Source organism: Bartonella sp. CL25QHWL (assembly GCF_042195335.1).
Taxonomy (GTDB): Bacteria; Pseudomonadota; Alphaproteobacteria; order Rhizobiales; family Rhizobiaceae; genus Bartonella.
The window spans coordinates 115,620-133,816 of sequence record NZ_JBHIOE010000004.1 but is presented as its reverse complement, the minus strand read 5'-3'; the positions used below and the strand labels follow the sequence as shown (position 1 = coordinate 133,816).

At 34.0% G+C, this 18,197-nt stretch carries 15 protein-coding genes, 1 tRNA gene and 5 pseudogenes; 7 read left to right on the top strand and 14 right to left on the bottom strand.

Features of this window, described 5'->3' with window-relative positions:
• Positions 1-402: 402 nt before the first annotated feature.
• Complete coding sequence (locus ACFILY_RS03825) at positions 403-1,173, top strand: hypothetical protein (protein ID WP_375637493.1); 771 nt, start codon at positions 403-405, stop codon at positions 1,171-1,173.
• Between the two features lie 82 nt (positions 1,174-1,255).
• Positions 1,256-1,915 (top strand): hypothetical protein, encoded by a 660-nt coding sequence (locus tag ACFILY_RS03820; RefSeq protein ID WP_375637494.1) that lies wholly within the window; start codon positions 1,256-1,258, stop codon positions 1,913-1,915.
• 2,406 nt (positions 1,916-4,321) lie between these two features.
• Here the strand turns inward: ACFILY_RS03820 and ACFILY_RS03815 are convergent.
• The 3 genes and pseudogenes from ACFILY_RS03815 to ACFILY_RS03805 all read right to left on the bottom strand — a co-directional run.
• Positions 4,322-4,795 (bottom strand): SMI1/KNR4 family protein, encoded by a 474-nt coding sequence (locus ACFILY_RS03815; protein WP_375637495.1) that lies wholly within the window; start codon positions 4,793-4,795, stop codon positions 4,322-4,324.
• Positions 4,796-4,847: 52 nt separating this feature from the next.
• Positions 4,848-5,417: an SMI1/KNR4 family protein gene (locus ACFILY_RS03810; protein WP_375637496.1), complete on the bottom strand. Its 570-nt coding sequence runs from the start codon at positions 5,415-5,417 to the stop codon at positions 4,848-4,850.
• Positions 5,418-5,470: 53 nt separating this feature from the next.
• A pseudogene (locus ACFILY_RS03805) lies at positions 5,471-7,473 on the bottom strand (DUF637 domain-containing protein); the annotation flags it as partial.
• A 188-nt stretch (positions 7,474-7,661) separates the two neighbouring features.
• On the opposite strand from ACFILY_RS03805, the gene ACFILY_RS03800 reads away from it, so the two are divergent.
• Positions 7,662-7,910 (top strand): hypothetical protein, encoded by a 249-nt coding sequence (locus tag ACFILY_RS03800; RefSeq protein ID WP_273790439.1) that lies wholly within the window; start codon positions 7,662-7,664, stop codon positions 7,908-7,910.
• 575 nt (positions 7,911-8,485) lie between these two features.
• Positions 8,486-9,025 (top strand): hypothetical protein, encoded by a 540-nt coding sequence (locus tag ACFILY_RS03795; RefSeq protein WP_375637497.1) that lies wholly within the window; start codon positions 8,486-8,488, stop codon positions 9,023-9,025.
• Here the strand turns inward: ACFILY_RS03795 and ACFILY_RS03790 are convergent.
• The 4 genes and pseudogenes from ACFILY_RS03790 to ACFILY_RS03775 all read right to left on the bottom strand — a co-directional run bounded on the left by ACFILY_RS03790 (position 9,009) and on the right by ACFILY_RS03775 (position 10,532).
• Positions 9,009-9,419, bottom strand: a complete 411-nt coding sequence (locus ACFILY_RS03790; protein ID WP_375637498.1) for a hypothetical protein — start codon at positions 9,417-9,419, stop codon at positions 9,009-9,011. The genes ACFILY_RS03795 and ACFILY_RS03790 overlap by 17 nt on opposite strands.
• Positions 9,410-9,712, bottom strand: a complete 303-nt coding sequence (locus tag ACFILY_RS03785) for a hypothetical protein (protein WP_273790437.1) — start codon at positions 9,710-9,712, stop codon at positions 9,410-9,412. Before ACFILY_RS03785 ends, ACFILY_RS03790 begins: the two co-directional genes overlap by 10 nt.
• A 398-nt stretch (positions 9,713-10,110) precedes the next feature.
• Positions 10,111-10,417, bottom strand: a pseudogene (locus ACFILY_RS03780) (BrnA antitoxin family protein).
• Positions 10,395-10,532 carry a hypothetical protein gene (locus tag ACFILY_RS03775; protein WP_375637499.1) on the bottom strand — a complete coding sequence of 46 codons (138 nt, stop codon included), beginning with the start codon at positions 10,530-10,532 and terminating at the stop codon, positions 10,395-10,397. Before ACFILY_RS03775 ends, ACFILY_RS03780 begins: the two are co-directional and overlap by 23 nt.
• Before the next feature lie 363 nt (positions 10,533-10,895).
• Here ACFILY_RS03775 and ACFILY_RS03770 point away from each other — a divergent pair.
• Positions 10,896-11,071 (top strand): annotated as a pseudogene (locus ACFILY_RS03770) (single-stranded DNA-binding protein); the annotation flags it as partial.
• 21 nt (positions 11,072-11,092) lie between these two features.
• Here the strand turns inward: ACFILY_RS03770 and ACFILY_RS03765 are convergent.
• From ACFILY_RS03765 to ACFILY_RS03740, 6 genes are all read right to left on the bottom strand, one after another.
• Positions 11,093-11,659, bottom strand: coding sequence for a biotin transporter BioY (locus ACFILY_RS03765; RefSeq protein WP_375637500.1), 567 nt, complete (start codon positions 11,657-11,659; stop codon positions 11,093-11,095).
• A 257-nt stretch (positions 11,660-11,916) separates the two neighbouring features.
• Positions 11,917-12,474 (bottom strand): biotin transporter BioY, encoded by a 558-nt coding sequence (locus ACFILY_RS03760; RefSeq protein WP_273790434.1) that lies wholly within the window; start codon positions 12,472-12,474, stop codon positions 11,917-11,919.
• Complete coding sequence (locus ACFILY_RS03755) at positions 12,471-13,127, bottom strand: energy-coupling factor transporter transmembrane protein EcfT (RefSeq protein WP_273790433.1); 657 nt, start codon at positions 13,125-13,127, stop codon at positions 12,471-12,473. The genes ACFILY_RS03760 and ACFILY_RS03755 overlap by 4 nt, the downstream gene beginning before the upstream one ends.
• A complete protein-coding gene (locus ACFILY_RS03750) occupies positions 13,124-13,804 on the bottom strand; it encodes an energy-coupling factor ABC transporter ATP-binding protein (protein ID WP_273790432.1) in 681 nt (226 codons plus the stop codon). The genes ACFILY_RS03755 and ACFILY_RS03750 overlap by 4 nt, the downstream gene beginning before the upstream one ends.
• A gap of 40 nt (positions 13,805-13,844) precedes the next feature.
• On the bottom strand, positions 13,845-15,272 hold the full coding sequence (locus ACFILY_RS03745; RefSeq protein ID WP_375637535.1) for an amino acid permease: 1,428 nt from the start codon (positions 15,270-15,272) through the stop codon (positions 13,845-13,847).
• Between the two features lie 1,069 nt (positions 15,273-16,341).
• Positions 16,342-16,476 (bottom strand): SlyX family protein, encoded by a 135-nt coding sequence (locus tag ACFILY_RS03740; RefSeq protein ID WP_273790429.1) that lies wholly within the window; start codon positions 16,474-16,476, stop codon positions 16,342-16,344.
• A 454-nt stretch (positions 16,477-16,930) separates the two neighbouring features.
• Here ACFILY_RS03740 and ACFILY_RS03735 point away from each other — a divergent pair.
• Positions 16,931-17,006, top strand: a tRNA-Thr gene (locus ACFILY_RS03735).
• 87 nt (positions 17,007-17,093) lie between these two features.
• Here ACFILY_RS03735 and ACFILY_RS03730 read toward each other — a convergent pair.
• Positions 17,094-17,296: pseudogene (locus tag ACFILY_RS03730) on the bottom strand (helix-turn-helix transcriptional regulator).
• Between the two features lie 275 nt (positions 17,297-17,571).
• Here ACFILY_RS03730 and ACFILY_RS03725 point away from each other — a divergent pair.
• Positions 17,572-17,759: pseudogene (locus tag ACFILY_RS03725) on the top strand (hypothetical protein).
• Positions 17,760-18,197 lie beyond the last annotated feature (438 nt).

Here is an 18,197-nt window from a genome sequence, read left to right as displayed (position 1 = left end):
TCGTTTCACAAAGCCCGTAATATAGTTTTAAAAGCACATAAATATAAAATAAGCAATTAATAAGCATAAGATATTATCAATACACAACGTATTTAAAAAATACAAAAAAATATCAAAAAAGATAAAATATTATTTGACAATAAATACGTATTTTGTTATATAAATAACCAAGTGATGAAAACACTAAACATGTAGCGAAAAGGTTGCGATAAACCTAATCCTATTATAAAACTGGCTATCTTTTATGCTCTAATTAGCATATATGATGATTTTGTCGGGTGTGGTTATGCTATACAATACTCTTATGAGGAAGGCATAACAACGGACTACATGCCGTGTTTTCAACACCCGGCGCCTTTATAGGCTGTCAATTGAAAACACTAAATCATGTAGGATTTAATTATGACAAATATCTCAAAAAACACCCCCATTATCTCTAATATTGCGAATGAAACCGCGTCTGTTAATCAACAAGAGCCTGCAAAAAAATACGAATTTATTGATGATTGTGAATATATCGATGGTCATTTCTTAACTCGAATTAGAGCCTTAAGAGATTTTGATGATGTGAAAAAAGGTGACCTCGGTGGCTATATTGAAAGTGAAGATAATCTCTCTCATGAAGGTAATTGCTGGGTGTATAATAAAGCTCGGGTCTTTCAAAATGCACGCGTCTTTGGAAATGCTAAAGTAAAAAGCTTTTTTGTTGATGTCTATGGTAATGCTCAAATTTATGGGAATGCTATTTTTGAAGGTATGACATTAAAGGACAATGCAAAGCTGTCTGGTAATGCGCATGCTAACAACGCCGTTGTAATTGAAGGCAATGCACAAATTTATGATAACGCCCGTGTCACTGATCATGCTCATATTTCCGATAATGCTGTCATTTGTGATGATGCCCATGTCGGAGGCAATGCAAAAATAAGTGGCTCTGCTTACATTTGTGATGAATCACGTGTTTTTGATGATGCCGTTATTTGTGATGCTCTTATCTCTGGTTCTTCATATATTCATAGCAATGCTTCTTTAACAGCTAATGAAGATATCTGTGATGATGCATATCCTGAGTTTGGTAGCGAAGATGATTATTATCGTCATGAGTATTATGCTGATTTTGAAGGGTATTATGACGATGATAATGACAGCGAATATGAAAGTGATGCTGCGTAAATGACACGCGCGGGCGCGGCGGGGGCGCCCTCCTTTAAACATCTCATTTAAAAATTTAAATCTCTATAAAGGAATTGTGCTCATGCAAAAGAAGTTTGCACTCACAAATGAAACGCGTGTAATTAATAATCATACCCTTTATCGCATTAAAGCATTAAAAGACTTTGCTGATGTTAAAGCAGGTACTTTAGGGGGCTTTATTGAAAAGGAAGATAACCTTTCTCATGATGGCAATTGCTGGGTCTATGATGAGGCTTGTGTCTACGGTCATGCAAGGGTGTATGAAAATGCAAAAATACGCCATTTTTCTCAAGTCTGTGGTCAAGTTTATGGCAATGCTGAGGTCTATGGAAAAGCTTTTATCTCTCAATATGCTAAAGTTTATGACCATGCTTTTGTCTATGGCAATGCTCATGTTTATGGCAATATTTATGACCATGCGCATGTTTCTTATGATGCTACGGTTTTTAGTTATGCACGCGTTTATGGTCATGCCAAGGTTTCTGGCTTGGCTTGTATTTATAGCCATGCAAAAATTTATAATTATGCTGTTATTAATGGTCGTGCAAAAATTTATGGCAAGGTTTATGGGAATGCTAAAATCTCATATTGTGCAACGATCTGGGGGCGTGCTTATGGCAATGCAAAAATCAATAAAAAAAGCAAAGTAAGGTTGGTTCCCAAAAATTGTGAGGTTTATGAAAGGGATAATGTTGTCAATATAACTGATAAAACAGAATAAAAAGAGACATGGGGGGCGTGCATTCTTTATGGTTATAAACGCATATAAAATGCATTGCTATAAACATATCATAAAAGAGAGAGTAAAATAAAAAAAGCCGTGCCAAATGATATGACGCGGCTTTCAAATAGCGTTTTTTATTGATTAAAATGAATCATCCACAATGGAGTAATGAATGCATATATACAAAACGTATCATATTGCAAGCGCTCTATGAGAGATATGAAAACTTATCAAAAGGAATGTAAATGATGCATTTGATTTTTACTCACTCATTTGAATGAGAAAACCTATAAACGCTTTTTGTTGCTCTCAAACGTATCAAACAAATCAAAACGCTCGGTAGCTTTAATAATCCAATCAAAAGCAAATGCATCTTAAATGAATGTCTTATAAAAACGTTCTTTTTAGCTTGCAAGCATTGGTTTTCAAAGCAGATTTTTATAAGAAAAATAAACAAACGCTTTTATAAAATGTAAGGTTTTTAAGATTTTGCTCTGCTGTGAAATCTAGATCTTCGTTTTTCATAAATGAAACGTTCTTAAGAGCAAATGATAACTAAGTTATAACTGTTATAAAAAAAAGTTTTAACGTTTCTTATAAAGATCTCATTTTATGTTTCAAACGTTTAAACGTGCATTTAAAGAGGTTCTCATAAGCGTATTTGTACTTTTCATTAAAACCTAATTTCTTTAAATATTAGCCGGCTCAATTTTGAGTTGGCAAAATCAACCAGCTCAAATTCGAGCTCGTTATCTTAGAATAGAGCATTCTTTAAATATTACAGCTTTTGACTCAAAATTGAGTAAAATCCCATGCCTTATGATGTTACAATGGTTTTAAATTTTTCTTGCTTGCATTATATCATTAAAAAGCTTTTGATTTCATAAGACATAACATTGTGATTTTCATTCTATATGTCATGATATTATATTTATGCTGATTACTTATCATTTTCTAAACTTTTAGAAAGCGTTTTAAAAGTGATCTTGTCTTTAAATCCTTTTATGCAATCTTTATAAATTAAACCTATAAGCTTATAAAAGTTTTAAATGATTACTTTCTTATAGGATACTATAACATATTTAGATTTTGCGCTCCCCAATTTTGGGGACCGTTAATTTTGTTTTTATCATGCGATTAACAATCCAATCATTAAAACAAGATGTGATCTTTAAACGTATGTTATCGATAATTCCAAACAACTAAATTTTAAACAATGTGATTTGTACTGTGATAAAAACGTATCTAAGATTTATAAACTGTTATGAATGATAGCTGCTTTTCATTTCATTTGAATGCACACATGCGTTATAATATTTGTATCATGATTTGCTTTTTATGGTCTATTCATGCATGGCAATCTTATATAAAAAATGATCAAATGAATCATGCATAAAAGTGTGGATTCTTAAGTGGATTCATATAAAATAATTTCACACAACCTATTGACTTTATTGTTTTTTTATGCATAATATGTTATCGAGCTTATAATCATATCTATACCTCTTTTGTAAGTTGATTACCTACAATCTTAAAAGGAGTGTTTATATGCGTTATTCTAAAAAGAGAACACTTGCACTTTTAAACACCCTTATTTGGATTGCTTTAAGACTTTTAAGAAATCCTATCTTAAAGTGAATATGCTTCTTTTACATTGCCTTTAAAAGATTATACCGTAATCTAAAATGATAGCTTTATTGTTATCAAAAGCTTTGTTTAAAGAGAGTTATGTATATTCATTTTCTTATATTACTTATAGGTTTTGAAGGTGCTTAAAACCTTCAAAATACCTTCAAAACCCCTTTTTATATATATTATAGATTGTATTTACGTATTGTGTGTAATATAGGTTGTTTATTTAAAACATTAACATATTGAAATATAATAACTTTTATTTTTTGATTGAAAAAAATATATAAAGGGGCGTAAAAGGAACCCTCAAAATACTCAAAATCTTCAAAACTCATAACCATAATGGTCTTGATAGCACTTCTTATGAGTTACAAACTATCTTTTGAAAGGCTTTAAAGGAGCATATGCTTTTCATAAAGCACATTTTAATCACTCACTAAAATAATCTATTTTGTCAGTTCAATTTACTGACACATAACTGACAAATATATATTTATAGTTGTATTTATTTGTTATGGTTGGTTTAATAAGTTGTATTTTGAAAAATTGATAAAATTTAACTTATTGAAATATAATGATTTTAATTTTCTCTCATTTAAAAAAATAATATAGGCTCTAAAAAGAACTGACAAAAATGACACGGTCTATTAAAAGGGATTTTGCTCATCTCTATAATGATCAGTTTCTATTGAGATGTTTTCATAACAAGCAATAAATCGCAATTATCCTATTTATCAACTAGTTGTATAACATCATCTAAGGTATAGGTTTTCATGAATCTTCCCCTGCATACTCTTTAATTCTTTTGCAGAGAAATTCATAAAAATTACTTGCGTAATATTCGGAATCTTCAGATGTATACTTGAGATAGAGTGGGCATTCACCATCCCGAAACTGCGTATAATCAAAATAAAAGGTTTCACCAAAATCAGTTGTGCAGATAACAAGTTGTTTGGGGTCCGTAAAGCCATCTCTTCTATCGAGCAAATTTCGGTAAACAATATCACCAGCAGGACACTTATCAAAACTTGCGTTATAAATGCTAAATATTTCATCACCTCCAATTTCTCCTCCTTTATAATTTTTTAAAAAGTCTTTATAAGAAGTTGTAAACTTTACACCAAGAATTTTCTCAGCTTCTTCAATCCTTTCATCACTAACCGCATCCTCTGCAGTGCCAAAATCAACAATATCACTATATTTCTCAACCAACTCTGCAACATCAGCTAAGGTGTAAGTTTTCATAGATGATCCTCAAAACTTGCGTTATAAACGCTCCATATTTCCTCTATCAATTTCACCTCCTCCATAGTTTTTTCCAAAAGCTCTTGTAAAAAGGGATAGATTGCGGAGTGGGAGTGTTCTCAATCTTTTCAATCGGTTGATCACCATCAGGTATCTCTTCTCCCGCGCTTTCTTTAATTCTTTTGCAAAGGAACTCATAAAAATTACTGGCGTAATATTCGCAATCTTCAGATGGAAGCATGACATAAAGTGGGCATTCACCATCCCGAAACTGCGTATAATCAAAATAAAAGGTTTCACCAAAGTCTGTTCTACTAACAACAAGCTGTTCTGGTGTTGCAAAACCATCTTTTCTATCATTTAAGTTCTGAAAAACAATGTCATTAACAGAAACACCTATAGGATACTCATAAAGACTATAGATTTCATCACCACCAATGTCCCCGCCTTTACAATGTTTTAAAAAACTCTTGTAAGACGATGTGAATTGTAAACCGAGAGCTTTCTCCGCCCTTTCAATCACGAGATCATCAACTGCATCATCTTCAGTACCAAAATTGATAATATCACCATTATATTTATCAACTAATTGTATAACATCATCTAAGGTATAGGGTTTCATTAATTATGCTCCATCAATTATTCTATAAGTTTCTTTTCATCAACCGTAGAGCATTACTGCCGATGCTCCTGTCCCCATCTGTCAAAATTTAGACCTATAATGCCCCATTTCATATTGATTATTCCTCCTAAACTACTGTTTTTTGTTCTCCATACCCATTACCAAGTTTATACCAATATTCCTCTCTCTGCTTCTCAAACTTTTTTCTATCTATGAGCGATTGATGTGTTTTTGGATTAGCATGAATAACAGAAGTATATTTTTTATGAAATTCATGGCTCATTTCTGCTAAGGGTCCATCAGGTGTTTGATTTAGGTGATGCAACTCAACAGGCTTGCCATCAAGACCTATAGGTGCTCTTCTTGCTTTCATTCTATCAATATTAGTGCCCCATACCGTTTTTTTGTTATTTTTCCAATCAGAAACTCTGTAAGGATCAAACAAATCGTCTCTCCGATAAACTGTGTAGGTCTGTCCAAATTTGCTATCGGTAAATTTAGTGGGTTTCTTTTTTAACCAAAGCTTTTTTTCTTTAGCAGCAAGTTTGGTCAGTTCTTTCTTCGCCGCAAGTTTGTCAGGATCTCCTTGAGCTGCAAATTCTGCAAGATTTTTCTTGGAAGCGAATTGGGCAAAATCTTTCCTAGCAATGAATTTAATCCAAGCCTTTTCGCCAAGCTTTATGCCTCCCTTGGCTGCTCCAGCAACTCCTGTCATTAGGGATGCTGTTTCAGTCAATAATTTTCCAAATTCAAGTCCAACTTTAAAGGATCCACCAGTACCGGCTCGCTCATATTCCTCCTCCATTTTATTAATGCGATCTACATAGGACTGTCCAAGGGTCTGACCAATTGTCGCCAAAATCTCACCACTGCTGAAAAAATCTTTGAGCGCTTTCAAAGTCTCTTCGGGATGTTTGGCTATTTGCAAAAAATCATCAACCGTATCGTATATTTCGGCCGGTACACCAGCTACTATACCAGCCCCAAAGCTTATATCTTGCCCTGTACTAATCGCAGACCACTTCGCAGACACTGCTGCTTCACATAAAAGGTCAGGACACTCCTTTAATTCTTTCTCCATCTGAGCTTGTTGAGCACTGCTGAGGTAGTTATTTGCAGCGGCATTACCTGCGGCATCGGCACCGGCATCAACATCGCCACCGGCAATGGCGGCAGCAACGCCCCCCAGCAGCCCGTGCGACATCAATGGTGTGGTCTCTAAAGTCAGCAAACTGCGCATCAATCTTTGCGTTTATACGCGCTTCCTCTTCCGGAGTTGGGGTGCGACCGTTTAGGTTCCCCATTTCCTCTTTCACAATGCCTTGCACCCACAATTGAAACTGGAGCATAGCAGTGGCTTCGCCCACAGGCCCCGCCGATAGCACCGGCAAGAGCAAGCGCCACTCGCAACCGCGCCTTTTAAACAGCCAAGACCAGCGTGGGCAACGATCTGTGTGACCGTGTCTATTTTGCCTTCTGCCTTGGCGGTACCGATTTCTTCTGCCAACGATTTGCCAACTGTATCAGACAGGGCGATGCGCAGATTGTTAAAAAAGTTCTTGTCAAGAGAGCCGCCCTCAAGAGCCGTTTGCACGCCTGTGCCAATGGCGGCTTTGATCAGGTTCTTTTCCGCTTCAAGGGCGATACGATCGACAAAAGGAGCGGTTTTTGGCAAAGATTGTCCAACACCTAGCCATTTCCGTTATTTGGCTGGTTAAGCCCGCTGTCAACATCGATGAGACAATGCTGAGAACATTCTTGGAAGAACCTAACTCATGCAAGGCGCCGGCAATATTGCCGCGATTATTGACAAAAGCCACAGCGCTTTTGTTAATCAGCGCTTGGACACCTGCCTGTATCGCTGCATTCATGGCGGTGCTCGAGCCAAGCCCCAAAGCACCGGTAATGGCACTGGCAGCACCCAAGGCTGCTCCGCCCGTAACCGCGCCCCCGTGACAGCCAATGCCACGATAGCTGCACCGGCTTCTGTCAGCCCTTGGGTTTTATAATCCCAGTCTTTAAACTCAGCCTTAACTGCTAGCCAATCAACTTTCCTTACAAATCTTAATCAACCCAAAGTAATAGCCTGAAATAGCCGTGTGTCGTATGGAAAATTAAAAACAAAAATCGAATGAAGAAAATGCACTTGAGACTTGCATATGGCTTCACAGGTTTATTGCTGTAAAAGCTTCAAATGATGATATCTCTAATACTTTTCGCTTGTTCTCTTGTGGTAGCTTCCACATGCAAAAATATATGGACTATAATACCTCTTCTCAAGCTTATCAAACTGAACTCAAAGGTATTTCCTTATTGATTTTGAAAGAGTCCTTAAAACGCATTTTGCAGAGCAACGTAGAAAGCATGTCTAAAAAAATCATTCCAAGAGCAACAGATTTTTCTAAGTATTGTGAAGAGATTGAAAAAGACCTTCTTTCACGCACCAAAACTCTTCATGAACTAATGATAGGAGAGTTTAAAATAGATTTCTAAAAAGTAGCAAAATAGTGAAAAGTGCTGATCATTTTTGGATTGGATATGCATTTAAAGAGTGATTAAAAAGTTTTTTTAATGTACAATATATTTCTAGAAGCTAAAATAGCTCTATAGTATCAAATTTATAAAGTAAATAAATCCATTAATACAAATTAAGGATTTTAGGATACGCGAATTTCAAAATATTTGTTTTTTAAAACATGAGTAGCCAGCATCAGCGCAAAAAATGTTGCGGCAATTATGATTCCCTTTCGTGTACTTTTGAAATAACAGAGCTTTTCTTTAATCTTTATGAAAGGGTTGCCAGTGCGATGGGCTTTGTTGAAAGGTGGATTTGGGTATCAAAATGCAAGCAAGAGTTTGGGATTATGGAGCTCTGTGTTTAAAGCTATCATCAACTATAGATAAATCATAGACGAGGTTAACTAAAATATTAAAAGCAACTGGATGCAATAGAAGACATTGCTATTAAAAGAAAAGCAAATGCTAAAAAGACTAAAAGGTAGTTTGTGTTTTTATATCAGAAAATAATTTAAGAAATTGAGATCATAATTTTTTCACAGGAAATAAATATGTTTACAGATAAGAAGAGAAAAGCCTTGTTTGGCGTTATAATTTTTATATTTGTATGTTTTTTAGGAATAAGAAAAAATCTTGACTTTATTCAGGGTATTTTGACATTCGCATCTATTTCTTTGGTGATCGTAACAACTGTTTTTGCAATTTTATGCAATTCTAATATCCCTTCTGAGTTGCAAAACAACCCACAATATAAATGCGGCAATACAACAGGTTGGAAGACATTAACATGTGAGTTACATCAGTATATGCACAGTCTCCTAAAGTTAATAATTTTAGCGCTTGTCGTTTTAATTTTCCCAAGTAGTTATAAAGAAACTGTTTCTTTGCCTGTCATTTCTAAGTACGTGGAGCACAAGTTTTCTTTTTCATTGGATACCGTACTTTGGTACTTAGATATTGCTCTTGGATATTCAAATATTATAATTTGGTACTTTTTTTTAGTCTGTGTATTCTTCCTTATGTTGCGTACACGCAGTTTAATAAATATATCTATTTACACGCTACAGTGCTCTATTAAAGAGATACAGTAAAACTTACGATTTCATGATTTAATTTTTCTTTTATATGACCTTCATTATACATACCATTATCATTTTTACTTGTTTTAATAGCAAATTTATGTTGAAAAGTTTCAGTATTAAAGATTATATCAAAATTATTATGTGTCTTTCCAACAAAACTTATGTTTTTAAATGCTGGATTTAATTTATATTTTTTAAAAAGATTCAAAAAATAATTCTTTAAATTATTTTTTTCTTTAAATTTGATACCCAAGTCAAGTTCCATTTCAGAATAATCATCCGTGGGAAATTCACCCAACAAAAGTTTAGCCATCTTTAGCAAGTTGTCTTCTGATTGCATTGCAAAAAAATCTAATTGTTTTGGTTGTGTATATTTCAGTTTTATTTCTTTAATTAAAAGCAATTTTTTTCGAACTCTTCCTTACCAACAATATCAGGTGAGATATCAATCGTTTTCGGGGGAAAAGATTTTTTGTAGTGTAGCTGCAAGAATTTGTTTAACTCTTTATTTGAAGAAAAAAGAGTAAACTCTATAGGAATCAAAATTCCAAAATATTGCTTATTCTGTTCAATCTGATTTTTAGAACGTGGGTTAGGAATATTCTGAAAATCGTTTTCAGAATCAATAACTTCAGGATTATAAGGACTATTTTCTCCCGTTAAAACATAAATCCAATAGCAGATCTTCGAGTTCACAGAAAAATTTTCGATTATTAAAGTAGCACATTGATTATCACAGTTAAAATCGTATCTTCTTTCCTATAAAAATTTATCAGCATCATTGATATTAACTAATTCTGAGGCTGGATCTATTTTATATTTATAAGAAAGAAAGTTAATGGTATTCATAAAGTTAACATAATTACAATGTCTATAGTCTTATCAGATGGCAGGTGCTTCCCAAGTTATCTTAGTGATTATGGGAAGATAGTGTATCCAAAATATATTGTATTGTTTAGAATCAGTTAGTTAAAGATCGAAGCTATACAATTTTAATTGCAAAGCAATACGAATTTTAGAGAACTCTGCAGTGAAAGCTGCTTAGATTTTTAGAATATGGGCTCCCCCTTCCCAGCTTTTAAGTGGAGGAGAAATCAGTGCATTGAACGAAGCATAGTATCACGTAAAATGGCGTTAATACGCATTTGATATCCTTTCCCTTGACTTTTAAAGTCACGCTAGAACGTCTGAATCCACACGCACTGTTGTAACAGTTTTGGGTGGTTTATAGAATGGATTGCGAACGGCATTTTTCCAGAACGCATCATTGAGTGACGGAATATCTCTATAATCAATTGCATTGTCCGGCATTACAGCCAGTTTATCAACTTCAACTCTCTGTTTATCTGTCAAAGGTGATAAGTTACCTACCTCAATTTTATAACGAACTTTCTTCTTTATAAAGTTTCCTCTCTTTCAAATTGGCTCGCCGTGCTGAAATAATACGGATTACCTCTATGCCATTTTTATCGTCATGGACAATATGCGCTACGAATAGTAATAAAAAAACATCCATGAGCCATAAAGCTTGCTAACCATACTCTCCATTTTCAATACGGTCTTGTTTAGCCATGGAGAATGGATCAGAAAAAACATATGCAGCTATTTCAAAACTTTACACGGTGCTTTCTAAGATTACTTTTTGTTTTAGCTTCATTCCATTCAAATCTCATTTTTATACCTTATATTAATACATTTATAAGGGCACTATATACATCAAGAGTTTTTAGATGAACACTAAATTATCCATGTTTTTATACAATTAATATAATTTAACACTTTTAAAATTAGTGATTAATTAACTAAAAATATTAAAAAAATAATAAATTATTCTAAGGCTTTATGCATATAATATGCAAATCGAATAAAACTTACAAGCCTGTTGAATAAAATGATATTAATTGGCTATTTAGGGGCTGCTCCTGAAAGAAAAAAGAATTTTGGTGTCGAAATATTCAATTTTCGTATGGCTACCTCTGAGAGCTATGCAGATAAAAATACCAATAAAAAGTAGACAAAACGAAATGGTATTCCGTGGTGCTTTTTAATCTACATACATTTGGAAAAACTTGTTCTTCAGTACAAAACTGCCCCTTTTTCCGAATGAATGAGAGGAACGGTTTTTTTTATGGTCAACGCTACAAAGGATGCAATCAGCACTTTCAAGAAACCACTAACAAAAAAACCTAATGAACTTATTAAAACTGTCAGCAAAGGAACCTGTGTCATATACGCTACCCATGGTATTCCAAAAGAATAGACTATCCCAATGCCACCCACAGTATTTATCATAAATAATATTATAAAATTTAACCGCTGCCAAAACAATTCTACCATAAAGCCAATAAAAAATGCAGCAAATGGAAAACTAATCAGATAACCACTCGTAACTCCTGAAAAAACACTAATTCCACCACGACCACTAGGCAATAGAGGTAACCCAATTGCAATAAGAACAAGGAAAAGAAGTGATGCTAACGCTCCCCTTTTTGCTCCAAGTATAGAGCCTGCTAACATCGGAGCCATAGACTGAGCTGTAATAGGGACACCCAGCAAAAAAGGAAGATAAATAGGAGGAAAAAGACTCAAAATAGCGTAAATAGCGGCAAATAAAGCAATATAAACCAAATCTTTTGTATTCACTGAATTATTCCTTCACTAGGGAAAAGCTTTCGTTATTGTTGTACAATTAATAAAAAGTATCAGATTTATAAAAGTACACTTTAAATGCCTTAGATATAGAGAAAAATATTATAATAATTTATTTTAATAATATTACTTATATAAATCATATTAGATTCTACAATGTTTAATTATATCATAAATTACTATAGTTAAATTTAATAATAGTGATATACGAATATTATATAACAACAGCATAACAAAATAATACATTTATTTTAGTTATTATGCTTTGAATGCATGAGAGGAACAGATCTTTTAATCGCGAGTGCAATAAAGGATGCAATCAACGCTTTTAAACAATCGCCTATCAAAAAAACTGATGAAGCCATTAAAACATTCAGTAAAGAAACTTTGGTCATATACGCTGTCCATGGAACCCCAAAAGAATAAACTATCCCAATGCCACCAAAAGTATTTATCATAAATAATGTTATAAAATTTAACCGCTGCCAAAACAACTCTACCATTAAACCAATAAAAAATGCGGCAAATGGAAAACCTATTAAATAACCACTTGCAATCCCTGAAAAGACACTGATTCCACCACGACCACCAGACAACAGAGGTAATCCAATCGCAACAAGAACAAGAAAAAGGAGTGACGCTAAAGCACCCCTTTTTGCCCCAAGTATAGACCCTGCTAGCATCGGTCCCATCGATTGAGCTGTAACAGGTACCCCTAGAAGAAAAGGAAGATAAATAGAAGGGAAAAGGCCCAAAATAGCATAAATAGCGGCAAATAAAGCAATATAAACTAAATCTTTTGTATTCATTTAATTCTTCTTTTACTATAAAAACTCTGATTATTACGAGATGCTGTATCAATAGTATCAGCATCATAAGAACGCGCTTCCAATGCTTCAGCCACTTCTGACGCCATTCTTATGGTCCGTATAATTAAAGGTATCGCAAGAGCAACAATGTTAGTATTAAGTCCCCGTGCTTGCTGTGCTTCATGTACCTCATTAAACTTTTCACTCAAAAGAGGAATAAACCTGATCGCCATAGAGATAACCATACTCACTTTTGATGGATTTATACCAAAACAACGAAAGGGCTGGAGGCCTGCTTCAATTGCATCCACCATATCTGACACTTTTGTTGTGAATGAAATAACTGATGATAAAGAAAAGAGGATAACAAGACGTAATATGACCTCAACCCCCGTAAGCCAACCGCTAAAAATAGTTTGAAATACAAATAGAAGAACTAAAAGCAATCCCATCGATTTAAATTGCTTTATCACAGTTTTGAAAGGGATCTTGGCGACTCTATAGAATAAGATGACAAACAACAAAAATAAACCAAGAAGCGCTATGGAAGAAACCATTATTATAAAAGTTCCACACGCCGTAAGAAATAATAACTTAACTCCAGGCCTTAACCTATGAATAAATGTATCCCTCGGAATATATAAACCGATCATGACATTCTTCTTATATACTCCTTTATAGCAACAAAAGGTACATCATCAATTGCTATCTCCCCCTTATCAAAAACCAGCACTCTATCAAACTTTTTCAAAAACTCTAAATCATGCGATACAACTATTGCAGTTTGTGGTAATTCTTCTATCACTTGCGTAACGCGATGCTTATTTCGCAAATCAAGTAATGTCGTCGGCTCATCAAAAATAATGTAGTCTGGTTTCATTGCAACTACACCGGAAATAGCAACGAGTTGTTTTTGCCCACCACTTAATAAATGGACAGCGTGATTTCTGAAATCTTGAAGTTCATAGCGCTGTAAAATTTCATCTACACGCTCCTTAATTTCATCTTTATTAAGCTTTAAATTTTTGAGACCAAAGGATAAGTCCTCTTCAACTAATGGTAAAACAATCTGATTATCTGGATTTTGAAAAACAAATCCAACTTTACGCTTTACTGCTTTTGCATCGCGTTTTGTATCAAGCCCATCAACGCTTACAAAACCATGAGATGGTAATTGGAGCCCATTAATAAGACGAACAAATGTACTTTTTCCAGAACCATTCGCACCTATAATAGCAATTCGTCTTTCGGTAAGCTGTACAGTAATATTTCTTAAAACACACAAATCACCAAAAACTTGTGTTACCTCATCAAATTTTATAATCCCCAAGGTTTATTCCAATCAATCCCTTTTATTAGCTCTTCTTTCTCTATCGCTTCAGTTTATAACCTAAAAGTAATAACAAGCACCATAGAGGAATAATAATGACTGCCAAACTCATATCAGGCATCTGTACAGGAATATATGTTTCAAGAAAAGGCACGCTTATTCCTATCATATCAAAAAGTCGAGTCATCAATCCATTTTGCCCAAAACCACTGACAAACATAATGCAAAACAATAAAGCAAGAAAGCTGAGGCAAAGATAGTTAGCGTAAGGATATAAACCAAATGCATAAATAAAATCGCCCTTTCTGTTCTTATATGCATTGCGAAATTTCAAATGAACAATAACAATAATAGCCCAAGTAATCACTGCTGCTGCAGTTGCAAGAGCCATGATCCGCATGAAACTATTATCAGGAACAAGAGCATTAACAACGACAATCAACGCCGTACATAATGATGAAAAAAGGATAGCAATATAAGGAACACGAGCAGCACTCAGTTTACTAAAAATATGTGGTGCATTTTTTTGTACAGCTAAACTATAAAGCATACGGCCATTAGAATAAATGCCACTATTGTAAACAGAAATAGCAGCCATAATCACCACAAAATTCAAAATATGACCAGCAGCAGGAATTCCTATAGTCTCGAAAATTGTGACAAAAGGACTACCATTTTTTCCAATCATATTCCAAGGGCTGATTATCATAATAACGCTGATAGAACCAATATAAAAAATTATAATCCTCCACATAACTTGACGAATAGCCGCTGGAATTGTTTTTTGTGGATTAGATGCTTCTCCAGCAGCAATACCAATAAGCTCCGTTCCTCCAAAAGAAAACATTACTACAGAAGTTGCTAAAACAACCCCTACTGCTCCATAAGGGAAAAAACCGCCATGGTCCCAAAGATAATGAATATTCGCTTGATTTTCCCCTAGTCCAGTGACAATGAGAAAAATTCCCAAAATAATCATACCAATAACAGCAGCCACTTTGATCAAAGCGCAAACAAATTCAAATTCTCCATAAAAACGAACATTAAACAAATTAACAAATGTAACAAATAAAAGAACAATGAAAGATGTCTTCCAATGATCAATCAAAATCCAATGATCAAGGTAAAACCCTATCACTGTAAGTTCAGCCATGCTCACAAGAATATAAAGAAACCAATAATTCCAACCTGTTATGAAACCAGCTAATCTCCCCCAATATTTATAAGCAAAAAAACTAAATGCTCCTGAAGACGGTTCTTCTACTGACATTTCACCAAGCATTCGCATAATGAAATACATAATAAGCCCGCCGACAAGATAAGATAAAATAACTGAGGGACCAGCTAATTGAATTGCCTCGGTTGACCCATAAAAAAGTCCCGTCCCAATAACGCCACCCAAAGCAATCATTTGAATATGGCGATTTTGAAGGCTACGCTTCAATTCCTCGTGCTTTTTTTCAGACATCATGCCTCACTACTTTTGTTGAACTTAACCTCAACTTTTATTGAAAAATTAGGCACCTCTTTCAAAAAACACAAAACAAACGTAAACTTATTTTCTCATCATAATGCAACTCCTCATTTTTTTGTGCATTATACGTATGTCCCGTTGAAGTTTTAAGAAAAAATATGCTCCACCCTTTATTTAAATTAATGTCCTTCATTTTCGTTACACTAACCATTATAGCATTGGTCATTGATAACGCACACTCTGTAATCACATCACATTGGACAACAACCCCCTTTAATAAAATTTTAATAAACCTTCTGCAAACAGATATCTATCACCTTAATCAATCTCTATGCAAGGTAATGCCTGATTTTCTGTCCTCAATTTGCATTACTCTCACTTATTTACCCGCATGGTCTATCTTTGGTGCTTTAGCAATAGTATTTTGTATCTTAAATTACGAAAAACAAAAGCCTTTTCACAAAATATCATATACATATAACGAAGAGTACATTTGATCTTGAAAAAAACTTCTAGAGCTCTCTGTCCTATAACATAATCTATGTCGCTTAAAACCCCTCACTCTATAAAACAACTGAAAATCACTTGATCATCAGAACACATTAAAACGCTTTATTATAAATATAGACGCTCACTTATGATTTCTATAGATAACGATAACATCACTTCATCTGTATCAATTTAAAAAAATTAGCGAATAAATCTACCTCCCACCTATAAGAAAACTCTGTACAGAAAAAACTTAAAATATTGCAGTTCATATATTTTTCTATGGCTGCTTCTTTATACTCTACAAAAACTTTTCTTAATTTTCGTACTAGAAACCCCATATAAAAAAACGTCTTCTAATATCAGCTCTCCTTATAAGATTAGAACTTATTAGAATTAATGAAGAAGCTTATAAAAATTATTCTACAAGTCTAACAAAATGCGTGAAATAAAAACTCATCTGTAAATAATTGCAATTATGATAAAAAATATTTCGCACCTTCTCCCTATTGAGAAAATGGTAAGATAACAGCTTCAGTAACACTCTGTTCTTTTAAATATGAAAATCGTCTCGCTAAAATATCAACTTTTTAGATATCTCATCCAAACTTTTCCATTGATTAATTACCTCTCGAGAAAGTTCTTCAATGAATTTTTCTTGGTAAGCTAGCTTCATTTCTAGTTCTATCAGCCGATCTTCATCCGACATGATTTTTACTCCCTCTTAAATAAAAAAACGTGATTAATTTTATTAATCCTCCTCCCTTTTTCTTCCCATAAAAATGAGAAGTAACTTTTAAACTAATTCTACTCATCTTATTTGCACATTATAAAGGGTTTATGATGATCTTTATTTTCCCAATCACTTATGCAACAAATTTCTTTCTCAAGAACCAGAAAATGTTTTTATCTTTACTAAGATATCGTGACACCATTTTTCATCCTAAAGATCTACATTCCCAGCTTCTTAATTTAAGTGTTATCTAAATTGGAAAGCATTTTATAGCATTAAGGTCAAAGAATACTTTCCTCTGACTTTTACATACTTCTCCTTCAAATTATTATCATATTTATAAATTATTGAAAAAATGCATTCTTGCTTTTATACGTACTTTTAGCTATTACCCTCAAATTAGTTTTGTTTCATTGACTTACAAACCTATGCCGCATTAGCTCAGTTGGTAGAGCACATCATTCGTAATGATGGGGTCGCTGGTTCGAATCCGGCATGCGGCACCATTTTATTTCTTAAACATATTGAAATATATAGATTTTTTCTTTAAATAGCCATTTTCAGACCACCTTCTACAGTTTATATAATTTTACCTAATTTGTTCTTATTTTCTCCTTATTTTTCGTTGAAGTGAATGCTAAAATCTCTTTTTTCCTTCACCTTACTGCTCTCCCTAGCTTGCATGGCTTTGGAAATACACCTGAGGCATCTAATGGCGAATCGTTGTTGTGGATACACTAAAAAGCTGTGCACATTCACGGATTGTTACATATCTATCGCCATCATCAAATATCATTTCATTGCCTTTCTCTTTTTTATGTTATGTAAATGGGCTGGGGGGCTAGGAGGAGAGAACTTCCTATATCTTTAAGCGGCTTTTTGTCAAAATCTTTTTTGTCTCTTGTGCTATTGCCTCTAAAAAGATTTCAATAGCTTGATTGATTTGCTTAAAACGCTGCTGGAAACGTAGCCAATACAACACCAGACAAAGGTGATACCATTGGACCCGAACACCCCACAAAATACTTCATATGAAAAAGACAAAAGCGTTATTCATATGGAAAAAAATATCTGACGGTGAGGTCAGCGATCATAGCAGCTTTTCTTATAGCTTTAGTCAAAGCCTTTTTTCTTGGGAAAAAAGTTGAGAAGCAAAAGCAAACAAAGGAAGCTTTCAAGATAGCGACAACACGGCTTGAGATAGAAAATGAAATTAATAGAAAAGTGATGCTGATGTGCGCACTAAGCTTTCTAGCTAGTTGCGCGACGAATGAATGAACTTCTTGTATTGGATGGCTGCCAATTTATTTGAATCGACAAGATATCAATGTCATTAGTCCAAATTTGGCGAGAGATATTTTAAAACATAATGAACAAGGTGAACGTTTATGTGGTTGGAGACATAAACGGAAAATAAAGTGATAAAATATAATTCCTCTGAAACATCTATCAATGAAAAGATTTAAAAGAGGTGGATACATTCAGATTAGAAAGTAAAAGCACTTAAAGGATTAAAACACTCTGGTGGTCGATTGGGTTTAATTAGAGTGACTAAGGGACGTTTAAGTTGAAACTAAAGGATTCAACAGGTTATATTTGTGTAAAATGATTAAGTCTATTGATGTATTCTAAGGGCATCTTTGTTATCTTATCAAAAGAAGATGAGAAAAGATTTTATGGATAGCACTACTATCGTC